The sequence below is a fragment of the Thioalkalivibrio sp. ALD1 genome (assembly GCF_000381245.1).
Taxonomy (GTDB): Bacteria; Pseudomonadota; Gammaproteobacteria; order Ectothiorhodospirales; family Ectothiorhodospiraceae; genus Thioalkalivibrio.
Map to the genome: position 1 here is coordinate 432,248 of NZ_KB906242.1, position 17,410 is coordinate 449,657.

The 17,410-nt window shown below is 64.0% G+C and carries 17 protein-coding genes; 4 read left to right on the plus strand and 13 right to left on the minus strand.

The window, feature by feature from the left end; all coding sequences use genetic code 11:
- Position 1: 1 nt before the first annotated feature.
- From thrC to alaC, 3 genes are all read right to left on the minus strand, one after another.
- Positions 2 to 1,144, minus strand: coding sequence for a threonine synthase (gene thrC, locus F623_RS0106675; RefSeq protein ID WP_018861418.1), 1,143 nt, complete (start codon positions 1,142 to 1,144; stop codon positions 2 to 4).
- A gap of 332 nt (positions 1,145 to 1,476) precedes the next feature.
- A complete protein-coding gene (locus tag F623_RS0106680) occupies positions 1,477 to 2,790 on the minus strand; it encodes a homoserine dehydrogenase (RefSeq protein WP_018868204.1) in 1,314 nt (437 codons plus the stop codon).
- A gap of 55 nt (positions 2,791 to 2,845) precedes the next feature.
- The gene (alaC, locus tag F623_RS0106685; RefSeq protein ID WP_018861420.1) at positions 2,846 to 4,075 is read right to left on the minus strand and encodes an alanine transaminase; all 1,230 of its coding nucleotides are present in this window, start codon (positions 4,073 to 4,075) and stop codon (positions 2,846 to 2,848) included.
- A 196-nt stretch (positions 4,076 to 4,271) separates the two neighbouring features.
- On the opposite strand from alaC, the gene F623_RS0106690 reads away from it, so the two are divergent.
- On the plus strand, positions 4,272 to 4,652 hold the full coding sequence (locus tag F623_RS0106690) for an Mth938-like domain-containing protein (protein ID WP_018861421.1): 381 nt from the start codon (positions 4,272 to 4,274) through the stop codon (positions 4,650 to 4,652).
- Between the two features lie 19 nt (positions 4,653 to 4,671).
- Here F623_RS0106690 and rpoS read toward each other — a convergent pair whose 3' ends face one another.
- From rpoS to surE, 5 genes are read right to left on the minus strand one after another with little or no spacing between them, the layout of a single operon-like run.
- On the minus strand, positions 4,672 to 5,751 hold the full coding sequence (rpoS, locus tag F623_RS0106695; RefSeq protein WP_018861422.1) for an RNA polymerase sigma factor RpoS: 1,080 nt from the start codon (positions 5,749 to 5,751) through the stop codon (positions 4,672 to 4,674).
- Between the two features lie 26 nt (positions 5,752 to 5,777).
- Positions 5,778 to 6,539, minus strand: a complete 762-nt coding sequence (locus tag F623_RS0106700; RefSeq protein ID WP_026279348.1) for a peptidoglycan DD-metalloendopeptidase family protein — start codon at positions 6,537 to 6,539, stop codon at positions 5,778 to 5,780.
- A 4-nt stretch (positions 6,540 to 6,543) separates the two neighbouring features.
- Positions 6,544 to 7,128 (minus strand): YqaA family protein, encoded by a 585-nt coding sequence (locus F623_RS0106705; RefSeq protein ID WP_018861424.1) that lies wholly within the window; start codon positions 7,126 to 7,128, stop codon positions 6,544 to 6,546.
- 47 nt (positions 7,129 to 7,175) lie between these two features.
- Positions 7,176 to 7,841, minus strand: a complete 666-nt coding sequence (locus F623_RS0106710) for a protein-L-isoaspartate(D-aspartate) O-methyltransferase (RefSeq protein WP_026278653.1) — start codon at positions 7,839 to 7,841, stop codon at positions 7,176 to 7,178.
- Positions 7,831 to 8,604 carry a 5'/3'-nucleotidase SurE gene (surE, locus tag F623_RS0106715; protein WP_018861426.1) on the minus strand — a complete coding sequence of 258 codons (774 nt, stop codon included), beginning with the start codon at positions 8,602 to 8,604 and terminating at the stop codon, positions 7,831 to 7,833. The genes F623_RS0106710 and surE overlap by 11 nt, the downstream gene beginning before the upstream one ends.
- A gap of 125 nt (positions 8,605 to 8,729) precedes the next feature.
- On the opposite strand from surE, the gene F623_RS0106720 reads away from it, so the two are divergent.
- The 3 genes from F623_RS0106720 to F623_RS0106730 all read left to right on the plus strand — a co-directional run bounded on the left by F623_RS0106720 (position 8,730) and on the right by F623_RS0106730 (position 10,741).
- Positions 8,730 to 9,293: a Smr/MutS family protein gene (locus F623_RS0106720; RefSeq protein ID WP_018861427.1), complete on the plus strand. Its 564-nt coding sequence runs from the start codon at positions 8,730 to 8,732 to the stop codon at positions 9,291 to 9,293.
- A 225-nt stretch (positions 9,294 to 9,518) separates the two neighbouring features.
- Positions 9,519 to 10,127 (plus strand): DUF3365 domain-containing protein, encoded by a 609-nt coding sequence (locus tag F623_RS0106725; RefSeq protein ID WP_018868202.1) that lies wholly within the window; start codon positions 9,519 to 9,521, stop codon positions 10,125 to 10,127.
- Between the two features lie 170 nt (positions 10,128 to 10,297).
- Positions 10,298 to 10,741 carry a PAS sensor domain-containing protein gene (locus tag F623_RS0106730; protein ID WP_018861429.1) on the plus strand — a complete coding sequence of 148 codons (444 nt, stop codon included), beginning with the start codon at positions 10,298 to 10,300 and terminating at the stop codon, positions 10,739 to 10,741.
- A 35-nt stretch (positions 10,742 to 10,776) separates the two neighbouring features.
- On the opposite strand, the gene truD is transcribed toward F623_RS0106730, so the two are convergent.
- The 5 genes from truD to mrcB are packed head-to-tail and all read right to left on the minus strand — an operon-like array spanning position 10,777 to position 17,392.
- On the minus strand, positions 10,777 to 11,826 hold the full coding sequence (truD, locus tag F623_RS0106735) for a tRNA pseudouridine(13) synthase TruD (RefSeq protein WP_196799765.1): 1,050 nt from the start codon (positions 11,824 to 11,826) through the stop codon (positions 10,777 to 10,779).
- Positions 11,823 to 12,524 carry a tRNA (adenosine(37)-N6)-threonylcarbamoyltransferase complex dimerization subunit type 1 TsaB gene (gene tsaB / locus F623_RS0106740; RefSeq protein WP_018861431.1) on the minus strand — a complete coding sequence of 234 codons (702 nt, stop codon included), beginning with the start codon at positions 12,522 to 12,524 and terminating at the stop codon, positions 11,823 to 11,825. Before tsaB ends, truD begins: the two co-directional genes overlap by 4 nt.
- The gene (locus F623_RS0106745) at positions 12,515 to 14,458 is read right to left on the minus strand and encodes an ATP-dependent DNA helicase (protein ID WP_026279347.1); all 1,944 of its coding nucleotides are present in this window, start codon (positions 14,456 to 14,458) and stop codon (positions 12,515 to 12,517) included. The genes tsaB and F623_RS0106745 overlap by 10 nt, the downstream gene beginning before the upstream one ends.
- Before the next feature lie 43 nt (positions 14,459 to 14,501).
- A complete protein-coding gene (locus tag F623_RS0106750) occupies positions 14,502 to 15,050 on the minus strand; it encodes a tetratricopeptide repeat protein (RefSeq protein ID WP_018868199.1) in 549 nt (182 codons plus the stop codon).
- Positions 15,050 to 17,392, minus strand: coding sequence for a penicillin-binding protein 1B (gene mrcB / locus F623_RS0106755; protein ID WP_155984194.1), 2,343 nt, complete (start codon positions 17,390 to 17,392; stop codon positions 15,050 to 15,052). The genes F623_RS0106750 and mrcB overlap by 1 nt, the downstream gene beginning before the upstream one ends.
- Between the last annotated feature and the right edge of the window lie 18 nt (positions 17,393 to 17,410).

The following is a 17,410-nucleotide window of genomic DNA, read 5'->3' on the forward strand; positions in this document are numbered from 1 at the left end:
CTCAGGCCAGGTTGTCGCGGATCGCGCGGGAGACAGCGTCAAGCTCCGCCGGGACCTTGGTCGGCTGTATCACGCTCTGGGCAATCGCGGTGTCCGGGTCCTTCAGCCCGTTACCCGTAAGGGTGCACACTACGGTGGAGCCCTCCGGAATCTTGCCCTCGCGGATATCGCGCAGGGCGCCGGCCAGTGACGCGGCTGACGCGGGCTCGCAGAAGACGCCCTCCTTCTCGGCCAAAAGCTTCTGTGCAGCCAGGATTTCGTCATCCTGGCATTCATCGAACCAGCCGTTGGATTCCTCGCGCACCTTCCAGGCCATGTCCCAGGACTGTGGATGCCCAATACGGATCGCCGTCGCCACGGTGTCCGGACTGTCGACCATCGCTCCACGCATGAACGGCGCGGACCCGGCGGCCTGATATCCGACCATGTGAGGGCGGTTGCCCACCATGCCGCCGCCGGCGTACTTGCAGTGGCCCTTGCAGTAGGAGCACGCATCGGTCACGTCGTCGCTGCTCTTGGCCGCCATTTCGCTGTAGCCGATCCAGTGCGCGGTGATGTTGCCCGCGTTGCCCACCGGCAGGCAGTGATAATCCGGGGCGCGGCCCAGTTCCTCGACGATCTCAAATGCCGCGGTCTTCTGCCCCTGCAGGCGATACGGGTTAACCGAGTTCACCAACGTCACCGGCGTGTTGGAGGCGACCTCCTTCACCAGGCGCATGCCGTCGTCGAAGTTGCCCTCGATCTGAATCACGGTGGCGCCGTGCATCATCGCCTGGGCCAGCTTGCCCATCGCAATCTTGCCATCGGGAATTACGACGAATGCCGTGATCCCGGCTCGTGCCGCATAGGCGGCGGCCGCGGCCGAGGTGTTGCCGGTGGAGGCACAGACAATCGCGCGGGAGCCCTCTTCAACGGCCTTGGTGACGGCCATGGTCATGCCGCGGTCCTTGAACGAACCGGTGGGGTTCAGGCCCTCGAACTTCACGTATATCTCCACCTCGCGCGCCAGATCGCGCGGGATGTTGTTCAGGCGGATCAGCGGCGTATTGCCCTCGCCCAGCGAGATGATGCGTGTGTCGTCGTGCACCGGCAGGCGGTCGCGATAGCGCTCGATCAGTCCGGTATAGCGATGTCCAAAGGCCATGGTGTTCTCTTTGTCGTTGCGAAAGGAGGAGCTCTAGGGAAACACTGATTGATGTACACGCTCGCGCTCGAGTCGCTTTTGCGCGCGAACAAGGCGCGGTGACTGCCGTGCAGTCATTCTGCACAAGGGAGCCGCAACGCTGTTCCCGCGCCCATTTTCGATAACAACGGGCGGCCGAGCCCCTGCTTTCAATGGCTTGTGGGGTTGGCACCCCAGGTTCCCCGATCCTGCGTTGCGGCCCTTGCCGGTAGAACCACTACCGGCTGCGCACCGCGCCTTGTCTCGGAAAACCTGGGGTGCCAACGCGAGTGTGTACATTAACCAGTGTTTCCCTAGCGCCCCAGACCTTCCATGCGGATGCGAGTAATCGGGGTCAGCAGGTGATCCAGTGCTTCGAGCGCGGCGATCGCCTCGTTCATCGCGCCCTCGCGGACCTTGTGCGTGAGCATGATGATCGTGGCCTCGCCGCGCTCTGGATCCGGCTCGCGCTGCAGAATCGCCTCGATACTGATGCCGTGCTCACCCAGGATGCGGGTGATATCGGCCAGCACGCCCGGACGGTCCTGTGTACGCAGGCGCAGGTAGAAGGACGTCTCCACCTCGGACAGATCCAGCACCGGCTTGTCCGACAGAGCATCCGGCTGGAAAGCAAGATGCGGGACCCGGTTCTCGGGATCCGTGGTCAGTGCGCGCACGACATCCACCAGATCGGCCACCACCGCGGAGGCGGTGGCCTCGGCACCGGCACCCGCCCCGTAGTACAGCGTCGGCCCCACCGCGTCGGCATTGACCAGAACCGCGTTCATTACACCATCCACGTTGGCGATCAGCCGACGTTCCGGGATCAGGGTCGGGTGCACTCGCAGTTCGTAGCCCTTGTCGGTGCGCCGGGCAATCCCCAGATGCTTGATGCGATAGCCCAGCTCGGCGGCGAAGCCGACGTCCTCGCGGGTGATATTGCTGATGCCCTCGACCGCCACACGGTCGAACTGCAGCGGGATACCGAAGGCGATGGACGCCAGGATCGCCAGTTTGTGCGCGGCATCAATGCCCTCTACGTCGAAGGTCGGGTCGGCCTCGGCATACCCCAGCGCCTGGGCCTCGGCGAGCACGTCGTCAAAGTCGCGGCCCTTGTCGCGCATCTCCGTCAGAATGAAGTTGCCGGTCCCGTTGATGATCCCGGCGAGCCATTCGATCTGGTTGCCGGCCAAACCCTCGCGGATGGCTTTGATGATCGGGATGCCCCCGGCCACCGCAGCCTCGAACGCGACCATCACGCCCTTTTGCTGGGCGCGCTGGAAGATCGTGTTGCCGTGCAGTGCGATCAGGGCCTTGTTCGCGGTGACCACGTGCTTGCCGGCATCGATCGCGGCGAGGGTCAGGTTCAGTGCCGGGTCGGTGCCGCCCATCAATTCGACTACGACCTCGACCTCGGGGTCGTTGACCACCTGTGCCGGATCCGTCGTGAGGCGAATCTGTTCGCAGTTGCATTCGCGGCTTCGCTCGACATCGCGCGCGGCGGCGGCTACGACCTGAATGCCGCGCCCTGCCCGGCGCGCGATCTCGATGCCGTTTCGTTCGAGTACATTGACCGTGCCGCAGCCAACCGTACCGAGTCCCAGGATTCCAATCTTTACCGGCGTCATAAAAGCCTTGCTTTGTCTAAGTTCGGGCGTTGAAGCCCGGATGAATTCCTGCTGGCTACTGGCCTCGTGCGGGCGCTGCCGGCTCCGTGGCCGCGTCCGCGAGGATCGAATCGGCACGGAACATGGCTTTGATCCCGCGCAGTGCCTGGCGCGTGCGCTGCTCGTTCTCGATCAGACTGAAGCGCACGAAGTCGTCACCATAGTTGCCGAAGCCGACACCCGGCGAGACGGCCACCTTGGCATCACGCAGCAGCTTCTTGGCGAACTCGAGTGATCCCATCTCGCGGTAGGGCTCGGGGATCGGCGCCCAGACAAACATGGTCGCCTTCGGTTTCTCCACCTGCCAGCCCAGCTTGCCGAGCCCCTCGCAGAGCACATCCCGGCGCGAACGATAGAGCTCCCGAATCTCCTCGACGCAGTCCTGCGGGCCCTCCAGTGCGGCAATGGCGGCTACCTGAATCGGCGTGAACGTGCCGTAATCCAGATAGGATTTGATACGCGCAAGCGCGGCCACCAGGGTTGGATTGCCGCACATGAACCCGACACGCCAGCCAGGCATGTTGTAGGTCTTCGACAGCGTGTAGAACTCGACCGCGAGCTCCTTCGCACCTGGCACTTCCAGGATCGACGGAGCCTTGTAGCCGTCGAAGCTGATCTCGGCATAGGCCAGGTCGTGCACGATCCAGATGCCGTGCTCCTTGCAGATCGCCACGACCTGCTCGAAAAACTCCCGGTCCACGCATTGCGTGGTCGGATTCGCCGGGAAGTTCAGGATCAGCATCTTGGGCTTGGGCCAGGAATCCTGAATTGCCCGCTCGAGTTCGGCGAAGAAATCCACTTCCGGCGTAAGCGGCACATGGCGTACGTCGGCTCCGGCAATGACACAACCGTAGGGGTGGATCGGATAGGCGGGATTCGGAACCAGTACCGCGTCGCCCGGCCCCAGGGTTGCCAGCGCCAGGTGGGCAAGGCCTTCCTTGGAGCCGATGGTCACGATCGCCTCGGTCTCGGGGTCCAAGTCCACATCGAAGGTGCTCTTGTACCAGCGCGTGATCGCCCTGCGCAGGCGCGGGATCCCCTTGGAAACCGAATAGCGGTGGGTGTCGCCGCGCTGCGCGGCCTCACAGAGCTTGTCGACAATGTGATCCGGGGTCGGCTGATCCGGATTGCCCATACCGAAGTCGATAATGTCCTCGCCGCGCGCGCGTGCCTCGGCCTTCAACTGGTTCACAATGTTGAAGACGTAGGGCGGGAGGCGCTCGATACGGGGAAAGACGTCGGTCACGGGTCAGGTCCTGGTTGGGCCAAGCGAGCCGGCGGCAGGTCTGGGGGGAACGCCGCGGAATCCCCTTAAATACCGCACCGGAAAGCGCGCCAAAGTATAACCCGGGCCCGTCTCTGTCAACGAATCGGCCACCAAACTGACCGCGCGGCGAACGCCTGTTCTTGAGCCTGTCTCCCGCCCGGAGTAGCGTGTAGCCATGCTGTTCTCCGAAGTCACCAGCGAGGAAACCTACATCGTGACCGGCTACGAGTCGGGCGCGGTGGGGATCAATCAGGTCGGGTATACCCAAAGCCTGATCGTGCGGCCGAATGCGCTGGAGCAAAACTGGCCGGTCGAGAATGTCGAAGACCTGGCAGTGGAGCACCTTCAGTCCGTGATTGACCACCCCCCGGAGGTGTTGCTGATCGGCACAGGCGAGGTACAACGCTTCCCGGATCGGGGTGTATGGCGCTACCTGCGTCACGAGGGGTTTGGCGTGGAGATCATGGATACGGCCGCTGCGTGCCGCACCTACAACCTGATCATGGCCGAAGGTCGTGAGGTGGCCGCTGCACTGATCATCGACGGTGACCGCTGAGGGAGACGCGGCAGCGCTTTCAGGAATTGGGCAGTACCTCATCGCCCTTCATACCGCGCGATTCAAGCAGCCGCCGCAGGCGTTTGAGCGCATCCATCTGGATCTGGCGCACGCGTTCCCGCGTCACCCCGATCTCGTCGCCCACCTGTTCCAGCGTCGAACGTTCGAACCCGTGCAGCCCGAAGCGCCGCACCAGTACCTCACGCTGTTTGTAATCCAGCTCTCCCAGCCACTCCTCCACGAGGTGCTGAAGGTCCTGATCCTCCAGCAACGAGGACGGCTCCTGCGCGTTCACATCGGCCAGAATATCCGTTAGCGAACGCTCACCATCCGGGCCCGGCGGTAGATCCATGGAAGTCGAAGGCTCCGACATTGCCCTAAGTTTCTGAATCTCCGCAACCGGCTTGCCCAGGCGCTGTGCCAGTTCTTCTTCGGTGGGGTCGCGGCCCAGCTCCTGGGTCAGGTTGCGGGCGATGCGCGCGTGCATGCGCAATTCCTTACTCACATGCACGGGGATACGGATGGTTCGCCCCTGGTTCATCAAGGCACGCTCGATGGTCTGCCGAATCCACCAGGTCGCGTAGGTCGAGAAGCGGAAACCGCGTTCGGGATCGAACTTCTCCACCGCGTGCATCAGGCCCAGGTTGCCCTCCTCGATCAAATCCAGAAGCGGGAGACCACGATTCAGGTAGCGTCGCGCGATCTTCACCACCAGCCGGAGGTTGCACTCGATCATGCGCCGCCGCCCGGATTCGTCGCCGTCGCGAGCCAGACGCGCGTACGTGCGTTCTTCCTCCGGCGTCAGCAGTGGTCGATATTCGATATCGCGCAGATAGATCTGGATAGCGTCGAGCTCGGCCGGACGTGCATCGCGCAGCGTGCGGGGGCGCACTGGAACGTCACGTTCCGGGGAAAGTTCCTTCTCGTCATCCGGGGCGGGCAACTCTTCTTCTTCAGGGTTTTCTCGAGCCGCCAGGGGGTCGTCGGTCGCGCGGATGTGGTCGGCGGCGGGCTCGTTCTCACCTGACAGGCCGGTTCCGTCGTCCATCAGGTGTTCTTCGTCCAGTTCCGAATCAACCGGCTTCCGGGATTTAGCCATGGATGCCCTGTACTCCCTTTATTTATCTAGCGATCCGGCAGGTATCGGGTCGGATCCACGGGTGTTCCATCTACCCTTATCTCGAAGTGCAGCATTGGGCGCTCCGCGCCCGATGACCCAAGACGCGCAATCGTGTCGCCGGCCTCGACCTGATCCCCTTCGGAGACCAGCAATTCGTCGTTGTGGCCATAGGCACTCAGAAAACGCGCGTCGTGTTTCAGGATGATCAGTCGACCATACCCCACCAGGCCTCCACCTGCATAGACTACCTCCCCCGACCGGGTGGCCCGCACGTCATCACCACGCTCCCCGCCAATGGCGAGGCCTCGCCGCGTCCCACTGCTCGAAAAGCCGCGAAGGACATCCCCGTCTGCCGGCCACTGCCAGTCACCCGGATCATCGGGCGGTGGATCCGAGCGTTGCGTTTCGCGAGAGGACCCATTGTCACTGTCGCTACGACTCGCGGTCTGCTGGTCTTCGCGTTCCTGGCGGGGTGCCTGTGGTGGTGACGAGCGCGCGGTCCCGCGCAGGCGTAGCTCCTGACCGGGATAGATGATGTACGGGGCACTGATCGCGTTGCGCTGGGCCAGTTCGCGCCAATTCAGGCCATAACGCTGGGCGATGCGGTACAGGGTTTCTTCGCGCTGAACGGTGTGCGTTGTGGGGATATCGCTGGTGCGGGGAGAGTCGGTGGTCGTGGGGGCTCGTGTGGCACAGCCGGTGACCAGAGCAACCACCAGACCGGCGATGGCTATCAGTAAAAGCACTTGAGCGAATCGCCGGTTCAAGGTGCTATTCCATGAACAGCACGATCACCATCGCGCCCAGAAGAACCACTACCCCCGCCCAGCCAATGCGCTCCATATAGGGCCGCAGGTGCTGCTCGGCTCGGGGTCCTGCCCAGGCCATCACCAACGCCACGAGGAAGAACCTCAGCCCGCGTCCGATCAACGAAGCGATCACGAATGGGATTAGGGCCATGGACAGGGCGCCCGCCGTCACCGTAAACAGCTTGTAGGGGATCGGCGAGAACCCGGCGATCAGCACGACCCAGACCCCCCAGACGCTGAACCAGGCCTCGGCCTGTGCGAGTTCCTCGCCATATCCCCAGCGTTCCAGCCATGGTCCGATTCCTTCGAAAGCCGCCCAGCCGATCAGGTAGCCCAGCAGCCCTCCCAGCACGGAGAAGATCGTCGTGAGGGCGGCCAGGCGCCAGGCCGCCCGCGGACGGGCGGCCGCCATCGGTGCCAGCATGACATCGGGCGGCACCGGGAAAAAGGAGGATTCGGCGAATGACAGCGTCGCCAGGTAACGCGGAGCATGTCGGTGCCGCGACCACTGCATCACACGGTCATAAAGTGGCTCAAACAGCTTCACGCGATACCCTTCGGGGGAGAACCATCATGCCGGAACACGCGGAAACCTCACTGCTCGGCTCCCGGCAACATGGGAACGAACATGACCGCATCGAGGATGTCGCGCACGTAGGCCTCTTCGGTACGCGTATAGCGCACCAGTTGCTGCCGTCCGTCCGGGCCCTCCACCGGAGCCACCAGGCGACCATCGAGAGCGAGCTGTGTCAGGAGCGTTTCCGGAACATTGTGTGGCGCGGCGGTCAGGATGATGCCGTCGAATGGTGCCCGTTCCGGCCACCCCTCTGCCCCATCGCCGTGTCGAAGGTTGACGTTGTTGATCCCCAGGCGACTCAGCAATTCCCGTGCATTGCGGCTCAGCGCCTGGATGCGTTCGACGGAATAGACCCGATCCACCAGTTGAGCCAGTACCGCCGCCTGATATCCCGAACCGGTGCCAATCTCCAGTACCGTACTCACAGGGCCGCCCTCGAGCAGCGCCTCGGTCATCCGCGCCACGATAAATGGCTGCGAAATCGTCTGCCGATGGCCAATAGGCAGCGCGATGTTCTCGTAGGCGCGATGGCTCAGTGCCTCTTCGACAAACATATGCCGAGGCACCGTACGAATGGCCTCGAGCACACGAGGATTGTGGATACCCTGCCCTTCCAGCAAACGGAGCAGCCGCTCGCGTGCTCTCCCCGACGTCAACCCCGCGCCGCGCGCATCAGGAACCATGGTGGCTCCCCGGCGCTCCATCCTCCAGCCAGCGACCTACCGTATCGATGGCGTCGTAACGCGTTAGATCCACCTGAATTGGAGTCACCGACACATATCCCTCACGTACTGCATGAAAATCCGTACCCGGACCGGCGTCCTGTTCCGACCCCGCCGGACCGACCCAGTAGATGGGGCGCCCGCGGGGGTCGGCGTCCGCGATCATCGGCTCCGCACGATGGCGGTTACCCAGACGCGTCGCCTGTACACCACGAATGCGTTCGCGCGGCAGATCCGGGACATTGACGTTCAGGATCGTGGCAGCCGGCAGCGGCACGCGGTGTATACGGTCCAGCAAGTCCAGGACGATACGACCCGCCGCATCATAGTGTTCAAGGTCGATCCCCACCAGCGAAACCGCGATCGCCGGCAGGCCCAGAAAACGGCCCTCCATGGCGGCCGCAACGGTACCCGAATAGAGCACGTCATCGCCCATGTTGGCCCCGGAATTGATTCCCGAAATCACGACATCCGGCTCCCAGTCACCGAGCAGACCGGTCAAGGCCAGATGCACACAATCCGTCGGAGTCCCGTCGACCTGAATTCCGTCACCACCCACCTCGCGCGCCCGTACGGGTCGCACCAGCGTCAAGCTGTTGGACGCACCACTACGGTCGCGATCCGGCGCGACCACACGCACCTCGGCGACCTCACGCAGACAATTCGCCAGACACTGGATGCCGGGCGCATGGATACCGTCGTCGTTACTTACCAGAATGCGCATGCGGATTGGGGGTCACCGGGAAGATGCCTAATATACTGGAATCGGAACACCGAGCGCGGTCATGAACCTCAGCGTTTCCCTGAAGTTCTTTCCGTCCACGCCACGGAAAACGCGAGTATCCTGCCATGAACTCCGGCAATGATCCCAACGACAGGCCCGACGACACGGATGAATTTCTGCGTGCGATTGGCGATGTGCGACGCTTGCACCATGATCAGGCGGACACAGGCAAGCCGCGTCCGCCAGCCCGTGCGCGCCAGCGTGATCAGGATGACGCGGCCGCCCGTGCCGACTGGCTAAGCGATCCCATCGGGGCCTCGGACCTGCAGCCAGGCGACGAATTGCGGTATGCCCGCGACGGCATCAGCCACCGCGTTTTTCGCAAGCTGCGCAATGGACATTACCGTGTGGAGGACGAGCTCGACATGCACGGGATGTTCGCGGACGAAGCCAGACACGCCATCGCTCGGTTTCTCGATCAGGCACGCGAGCGCGGGCGGCTTTGTGTGCGCGTGGTTCACGGCAAGGGCATGCGCTCACGGCAGCGAGGGCCGGTGCTCAAGGGACTCACCGATCACTGGCTCCGCCAGCGGCACGACGTACTGGCGTTCTGTTCCGCCCCGCCCACCGATGGGGGCACCGGTGCGGTCTACGTCCTCCTGAAACGCGCGTCGGGGCCGGCCCGTTAGCCTAACGTTAGAACGGCCGGCAGATGTACTTCAGTCACATATTCCCATTCGCTGATTTTTGAGCCTAGACTGATTCCAGGCTCTACGCTGGAAACTCAAGCCAGGAAGTGGTTCACGTTTTTCCTGTACCGATCCTTGCAAACTCCAGCAATCCGTACCATGCTTTGTATAGGTATTGTACAGACCTGTGGGACGCAACGGACATTGCATTGGGAGGTCCTGTCCATGAAGAACTGGAAGCTAGCCCCGATCGCCCTTGGCCTGGCCGCGTTCGTCGGTACCAGCGGATACGCTCTCGGCGACGATGACGCCACCAAGATGACCGACGAAGAACTGCAGGATCAGATCGCGCAGAGTCGTGCCGCGATAGAGCAGTTCGCCAGCACCCTTCAAAGTGAACTGATGGCGGCGATGGAAGAAGGTGGCCCCATTCAGGCCATCGAGGTGTGCAACGAGCGTGCGCCCGAGATCGAGCAGAGGATTTCGGCCGAATTCGGCCGGGACATCGGCCGCACCAGCTTGAAAATCCGCAATCCGGAAAACAGCCCGGACGAGTGGGAACGTATCCAGCTCGAGCACTTTGAGTCGCAGCGTGCCGATGGCACTCCGGCCGACCAACTGGATCCGCGCCACGAGGTCGTTGAGGACGAGGATGGCGCGCGCTTCCGCTTTATGGCGGCCATTCCTACCGGCGGAGCATGTCTGGCCTGCCATGGCACTGACATCAGTAGCGACGTCAAACACGCGCTCGAGCGTCTGTATCCCGACGATGAGGCCACCGGCTTCAGCGAGGGTGATGTGCGTGGCGCGTTCACGATCACCCACGAGATGTAGGCCTCAAGTCCTTGTGCTTCAAAGGCCGCCTTCGGGCGGCTTTTTTGTGTGTTGGCGACATTGCCCGCGTCAGAGCATATTCGTGCTATTTTTAGAACGGCAGAGTACCCGAACCGAGGGTGTCCCCAGGTCGGGTCTGCCACTTGCCCAGCACACGAATCTGACCAAATATGACGCGAACGATTGACGCCGAACTCCTGGCCCTTGCCGTAGACGCTTCCAATGATGGCGTCGTCATCGCAGAACGCGAAGGCGACGACAACATCCTCATCTACGTGAACCGCGCGTTCGAAGAACTGACCGGCTATCGCTCCGAGGAGATCCTCTATCGTGACTGTCGTTTCCTTCAGGGGGACGATACCGGCCAGGAAGCGCGCTCGGAGATTCGCACGGCGATGGAGGAAAACCGGCCCTGCCGGGTGACACTGCGCAACTACCGTAAGGACGGCTCGCTGTTTTGGAACGAGCTGTCACTCACGCCGGTGTTCAACGACGAAGATCGGCTGACCTACTACATTGGCATCCAGAAAGACATCACGGCCCGCGTCGAGGCGGAGCAACGCGCCGAACAAGCGGAACAAAAGCTCAAGCAGACTGAGGCCCGTTCCGCCTGAAGGCTGTCCCGGGCTGCCTTGCGAAGCCCGCCCCACTACGGCGCGACCGCTTCAGGCGCCTCGCCAATCAGTGCGTCAAGAATGCTGGTCGCATATTCCCCAGGACCGAGTTCGATTTCCAGGCGCAGGTCGTTGTCCTGCCATTCCCAGCCGAGTGACGCCGGAAGGAGTCGCAGGGCCCGGCGCGCGGGCTTTATGCCCTGCGCCTCCAGCCCCGACGCCAGGGTTTCGAATCGTCGGGCACTGTGCGCTTCCAGGCTGTGTACCTCGCCCGTCGTCAATCGTTCGCCCCGACCCCACAGCGGGCCCGTCGGATGGATCACGCCCGTCGCCAGGCGCTGCTCGATGTCGGTCGTGACCTCGGGAACCGCAAACACACTGCCGGATCCCTGGAAGGTTGCAACGTCACCTGGCCGAAAACTTGCCCAGGTCCCGTCGCTTACACGCTCGGCCAGCACGGCGTTGAATATTGCAGAACGCGCCGAAGACAGCAGCAGACTGCGCTGGTTGCGTCCTCGGGGCGCCCGTCCACCACCCAGCCACCGCTCAGCCTGCTCCAGGTTGCGGCGGCCGAATCGTTGCTGACCGAAGTAGTTCGGCACCCCTTGTTCACAGATCCGCCGAAGGACCTGCTCGGCCCCGTCGCGATTACCCGTGACGCCACGCAGCCAGATGACAAAGCGGTTCCCCGCCAGATGGCCGGTGCGCAGCTTGCGCGAATGCCGCTTCGCACGCAGTACTCGAACTTCGCCCTCGACGCTCCCATTCATGTGTTCTGTCAGGGTTGAAGCCGATTGCCAGTCCGGCTCGGCGTTGGTCGTACACTGCACGCTGAACCACTGGCGCGTGACGGCCTGTCGGTCCTTGCGCCCGGCATAGCTCACCTGTGCCCGCGGTACCTGGCATGCCCGCGCCAGAGCCACGGCGACATCCTCGGTGTTGAGCAACCGCTTCTCGACCTCCAGCCAGAGGTGTTCCCCGCTCCCTTCGGGCGCGGTCGCTGGGAGTTCGAACACGCAAAAATCTTCGGGGGCCTGTTTTACTCGCGCCGAGATCGGGGCTGGCCAGGGATATACCGGTGTCATGCCCCCGACCCTCGAGGCCTGGATGGTTCCGCAACGTTGTCGCGCAGGTAAACAGGCTGGGCGTGTTCGGGCGCTATGGCCTCGCCGCGCTCCCACGCATCCACGGCCAGCATGGCGACCTCGCGCGCGCGTGGCAACGCATCCGGGTATACCCGTCCCGGGCTTAGCCCACTTCGCTCGAGTAGCTCGGGATAGGCCAAAAATCCGGAGCCAATGCCCTGCTGCGGCGAGCCTCTCCATGCGGGCAGCACCTGGCTTGGCGCCGATACCTGCTCCTGGGCCGACTGCGCGCGCCCGCCGACGATGGCATTCAGGCTCCAGTACACCTCGCCCATACGTGCATCGATGGCCGCGAGTCCTTCCTCCGGAGATGTCTCGGGCTCTTCGCGTACGAGCTGCTGCGCCAGCGCCTGCAGGGTCGAGATGGGCAAGACAGGGCGATCGAGAGCAAAGGCCATTCCCTGTGCGGCCCCCAGCCCCAGGCGCACGCCAGTGAACGCCCCGGGTCCACGCCCCACGGCGACGGCATCCAGCGAAGTTCGAGCGATATCCGCTCGCGCGAGGAGTTCCTCCACCTGACGAAGAATCAGCTCGCCATGTTTGCGTGGGGCTTGCGCCTCGACCGAGTCCAGGACTCCATCCACCCACAGCGCGGCGGAGCACATTTCGGTACAGGTCTCGATGGCGATCAATCGCATCCGATACGCTCCCGGGCCGTCGCGAGAAACTGCAAGGCTGCTACCGGATCACGTGTACGATGGAAAGGTGGCAGGCTGGCGAGGAACCGACGTCCATACGCCTTTCCGGTCAGGCGCGGGTCGCAGATGGCGAGAATCCCGGAATCATCGGCATCGCGAATCAGGCGCCCGGCTCCCTGTTTTAACGCCAGCACCGCCTGCGGCAGGCTGAATTCCATGAATGGCGAGCGGCCTTCGGCCTCCAGAGCCTGAGCCCGGGCCTGCAAGACGGGATCGTTCGGCGCCGCGAATGGCAGTCGGTCAATAATCACGACCGTCAGGGCCTCTCCCCGGATGTCCACGCCCTCCCAGAAGCTGTGGGCGCCCAGCAGCCAGGCGGTCCCACTCTCGCGAAACTTCGCCAGCAGGTCGGCCCGAGGCTGTTCGCCTTGCACCAGCAGTTCGCGGTCGGGCAATTCGGCGCGCAACAGGGTTGCCGCTTCCTGCAAGGCTCGGTGGCTGGTGAACAGAAAGAACCCGCCACCGGGGTTATCCCGCAGCAACGGCCAGGCCCAGGCGACGCAGGCGCGGGTATAGTCCGGGCTGTTCGGGTTGGGCAGTGGCGGGTGCGGATGTACCAGGCACGCCTGCCGGGCGAAGTCGAACGGGCTTTCCAGCCGCTCCTGGGCGACATCCACCGGCAGGCCCAGACGCCGCGCCGCATGGGTGAAGTCTTCTCCAACGGCCAGCGTGGCCGAGGTAAACACCCATGCCGCGGGACGCGCAGCACGACGCTGAGCAAGCGGCCGTGCCGCATCCAGCGGGGTCCTGTGCAGGATGACGCTCTGTGCGAATCGCTCGACCCAGGCGACGGTATCCGCTGTGTCGTCGCGCCAGGCCTGCAGGCGTTCCCTCATCAGCAGTACACGCCCCTGCACCTGTTCGAGCCCGGGGCCTCGTTCGGTGGCCGGCGCCAGTGCATCGCCAAGCGCGCACAGGGCCCCTTCAAGTTCCTTGATCAGGGGATCCATCCGGCCCTGATCGTTCACGGCTTCCCAAGCCGCACGCGATTCCATGCCCTGCGTTCTCTCGAGCAGCTTTTTCACCACGGTTTCGAGTTCGACTGCGGCCTCGCGAATCGCCACCATGTCGGAGGCCGCCTGCTCCTGTTCCCGCCGTACATCACGCGCCAGATCGCGCAATGCACGGCTTCCTACCGCAACGCCAAAAAATGCACCTGCAATTTCTGGGAGTTGGTGAGCTTCGTCCACGATCACGGCGTCCACTTCGGGCAGGAGTTCACCAAAGCCCTCTTCCTTCAGCGCCATGTCGGCCAGCAGGAGGTGGTGATTGACCACCACGACATCCGCATCCTGGGCGCGCTTGCGCGCCTGCACTACGAAGCAGTCGTTGTACTGTGGACATTCGCTGCCCAGGCAGTTGTCGACCGTCGAGGTCACCTGGGGCCACAGTGGCGAGTCTTCGGCAAGGATCCCGGCCTGCCCCAGATCGCCCGTCGGATGGGTCCGCGCGAATTGGCGCAGCGCTTCGATCACGGGCATTCGTTCGCGCTGGGCACTGCGCCGCGTCTGCCCGCTGGCGTCGGCGGCAGCGAGCTCCAGACGGTAGTGGCACAGGTAGTTGGCGCGGCCCTTCAACAGCGCGGTGCGCGGCCGATAGCCCAATGCCGAGCAGACGGTCGGCAGATCACGCTCGTAGAGCTGGTCCTGCAAGGTCTTGGTGCCCGTCGAAACCAGTGCCTTGCGTCGCGCCTGCAGGACCGGCACAAGATAGGCAAAGGTCTTCCCGACCCCGGTGGCCGCCTCGACCAGTAATGCCGTTGGTGCCTGCCCCAGGGCCGATTCCACCGCTGCCGCCATGCGCTGCTGCGGCTCACGCGGGCGGAACCCCTGCAGCGCCTGCGCGAGGTCCCCCCCGGGGCTTAGCGCGCGCACCGCCGGCGACTCGGACGTGGCCGACACAGCTGATTCGACGAACTCAGACAACGCCGGTTTCCAGCCTCTGGATGGCGTCCTGGGCCTCCCGCGCGCCTTCTTCGTCGCCCATCGCCTCGCGCGCGGCCCTGATCACACGCCAGTTCTCCAGCGCGAGGGTGCGGTCCCGCTCCCCGTCGAGTTGCAGCGAACGTCCGGCCAGGCGATCCGCCTGAGGATAGTTGCCCTGCTCCAGCCGGATGCGGGCCATTTGATGCCAAAGCGATGCATCCCGTGGAGCGATCCGCAGGGCGCGTTCGAGCTGCTGAGCCGCACGCTCGAGGTTACCCTCGCTGCGTGAGCCCTCTGCCTGCTCGGCTAGTGCCAGGGCGGCCGACGGTGTGGTCTCCGGCTCCGGCACGGGCTCGCGATCGCGGGCCTCCTCGTGCGGAATGGGTTCCGGCTCCGGGGCCTCGGCCGCTGGCGGTTCCTCTGGGGCGGGTGCTCGTGTTTCCGGTACCGCACAGGCAGCCAGGAACACGACGGTCAGTAACGCACCGATCGGTTGTGGACGAATCCGCAGGCGAACGTGAATGGGGGAAGTTGGAATCATTAGCGGAAGAGTCTCTCGAAGAAGCCCCGTTCATCCGGGGTTCGGCCCGTATCGCAGTCGGCACGGTTCTCGGGCATGGAATTCTGCCAGAACGGAAGCGATTTCACCGCCTCGCAGGCATGATCTTCCCGTTCCACACGACCGCCGGATTTCAGATCGATCTCCTGGTAGGCAATCTCGGGGTGACGATCAAGTCGCAGCGAACGGGCGCCAAGACCCGCCATCACATCGGCCCATATGGGCGCCGCGGCCGCCCCTCCGGTCAGGCCCGTCGCTTCGTTGTCATCCATCCCCAGCCAGATCACCGTGACGTAACGGTCGTCGAAACCGGCGAACCAGCTATCCCGAAAGTTGTTCGTGGTGCCTGTCTTGCCCGCTACAACGCGCCCCGGGAGGCGCTGGCTGATCTGGCGCCCGGTGCCCTCGGTGGTGACATCATGCAGGGCATGCGTCAGAAGGCTCACGGCGCCGTCCGGTACGGCGCCACGCAGCTCCAGACCGTAGTGGGACAAGACCTCGTCCTCCAGGTCGAGGACGTCCCGAATCGCCCGGGTGCCGGTCGCATAGCCGCCGTTGGCCAGAGCCTGGTATAACCCGGCCACCTCCAGCGGCGACAACTCAATCGCGCCGAGGGCCAGCGACGGCAGCGGCGCCGGGGTGCGCTGCAAGCCAAGCGTCTGTAGCACGTCGATCAGCTGCGAAATGCCGATCTCCTGGGCCAGCCGCACCGTGGCGACGTTGTAGGACTGTACGAGCGCCTCCCAGGCCGTCACGTCGCCACGGTGCTCGCGGTCGAAATTGCGCGGCGTCCAGGGCTCACCATGCGGCAGCTGGATGGTCATCGGGCTGTCATCGAGCAGGCTCGCAAGCGTATAGCGCCCCGGTTGCGTCAGCGCAGCCAGATAGACGAAAGGCTTCAACACCGATCCGACCTGCCGCTGCGCCTCGACCGCCCGGTTATAGCCGGGAAACTGCGGATTGCGATCCCCCACTACCGCGAGCACCTCTCCCGCCTGCGGGTCGGTGACGACGGCTGCAGCCTGCAGCCGCTCCAGATTGGATCCGCGTTGCTCGATCACGCGATCGACGCCCGACTTCAGTCGGTCCTCCAGGGTGAGCTGCACGACCGGATCCATCGTGGTGAAGATTCTGAGCCCCTCGCTGCGCAGGTCTTCGTCGGCGTAGTCGGCGCGCAGCTCGCGGCGCACCATGTCGAGAAACGCCGGGAAACGGCTGCGTCCCTGCGGCACCACGGGGGAGACATCCAGTTCGGTATCGAGAGCGGCCTCGATCTGCTCGGCATCGGCCAGGCCGGTTTCCAGCATGGCGCGCAGTACCTGGTCGCGACGTGCCTTGGCACGCTGGGGATGCCGCCGTGGATCGTAGTAACTCGCGCCGCGCGCAAGCCCCACCAACAGGGCGAGCTGGTCCAGCCGCAGTTCGTTCAGCGGGCGCTGGTAGTAAAACTGGGAACCCTGACCGAATCCGTGGATCGCCCGTTCGCCCGCCTGGCCGAGATACACCTCGTTGAGGTAGGCCTCGAGTATTTCGCGCTTGGAATAGCGTCGCTCCAGCAACAGGGCCATGACCGCTTCGTTGGCTTTGCGTGCGAGGGTCTGATCGCGTGTCAGATAAAAATTCTTGACCAGTTGCTGTGTCAGGGTGCTGCCGCCCTGGACCGTCCGACCCGCACGCAGGTTGGCCATGGCGGCACGGGCAATACCCGCCGGGTCCACCCCGCGGTGCGACATGAAGCGACGATCCTCGATCGCCAGCAGCGCACCAATCAGTTCGCGCGGCACCTCGTCGATGGATACCAGGATGCGATCTTCTCCATGGGTCGGGTATATGCTCCCGACCAACAGGGGTTCGACCCGCATCAGGTCCACGCGACCGCCGTTTTCCTGCTCGCGCACGGACTGTACGCGTCCGTCGGCAAAATCCACCCGCACCGAGTGGGCCGGTTCTGGCCCGTCACCGAAGGTAAATGGCCGCGTGGTGAATGACACCCGGCTGCCATCCACGCGATACTCGCCCGGACCACTGCCCTGCTCACTGCTGCGATAGTTCAAGGCTTCGAGTTCCGTCTCGAGTGCCTGTGGCGTGAGCACCCGCCCTTCGTACAGTTCCAGCGGCCGCGCATAGACGCGTGCCGGCAGGGCCCAGCGCTGTCCCTCGAAGCGCTCGCGAATCTCCTGGTCCAGCGACACCACATAGATCGCGCCAACGCCCATGCCGGCCAGTAACAGCCCCGCGAACAGCCACACCCCCGCGCCAAGAAAGCGACGCAGGCCTCGGGATGCAGAACCTCGGCGGGAACGAGCGGTGCGTTTTCGGGCCATGGGGGCGTGTGAAGACCA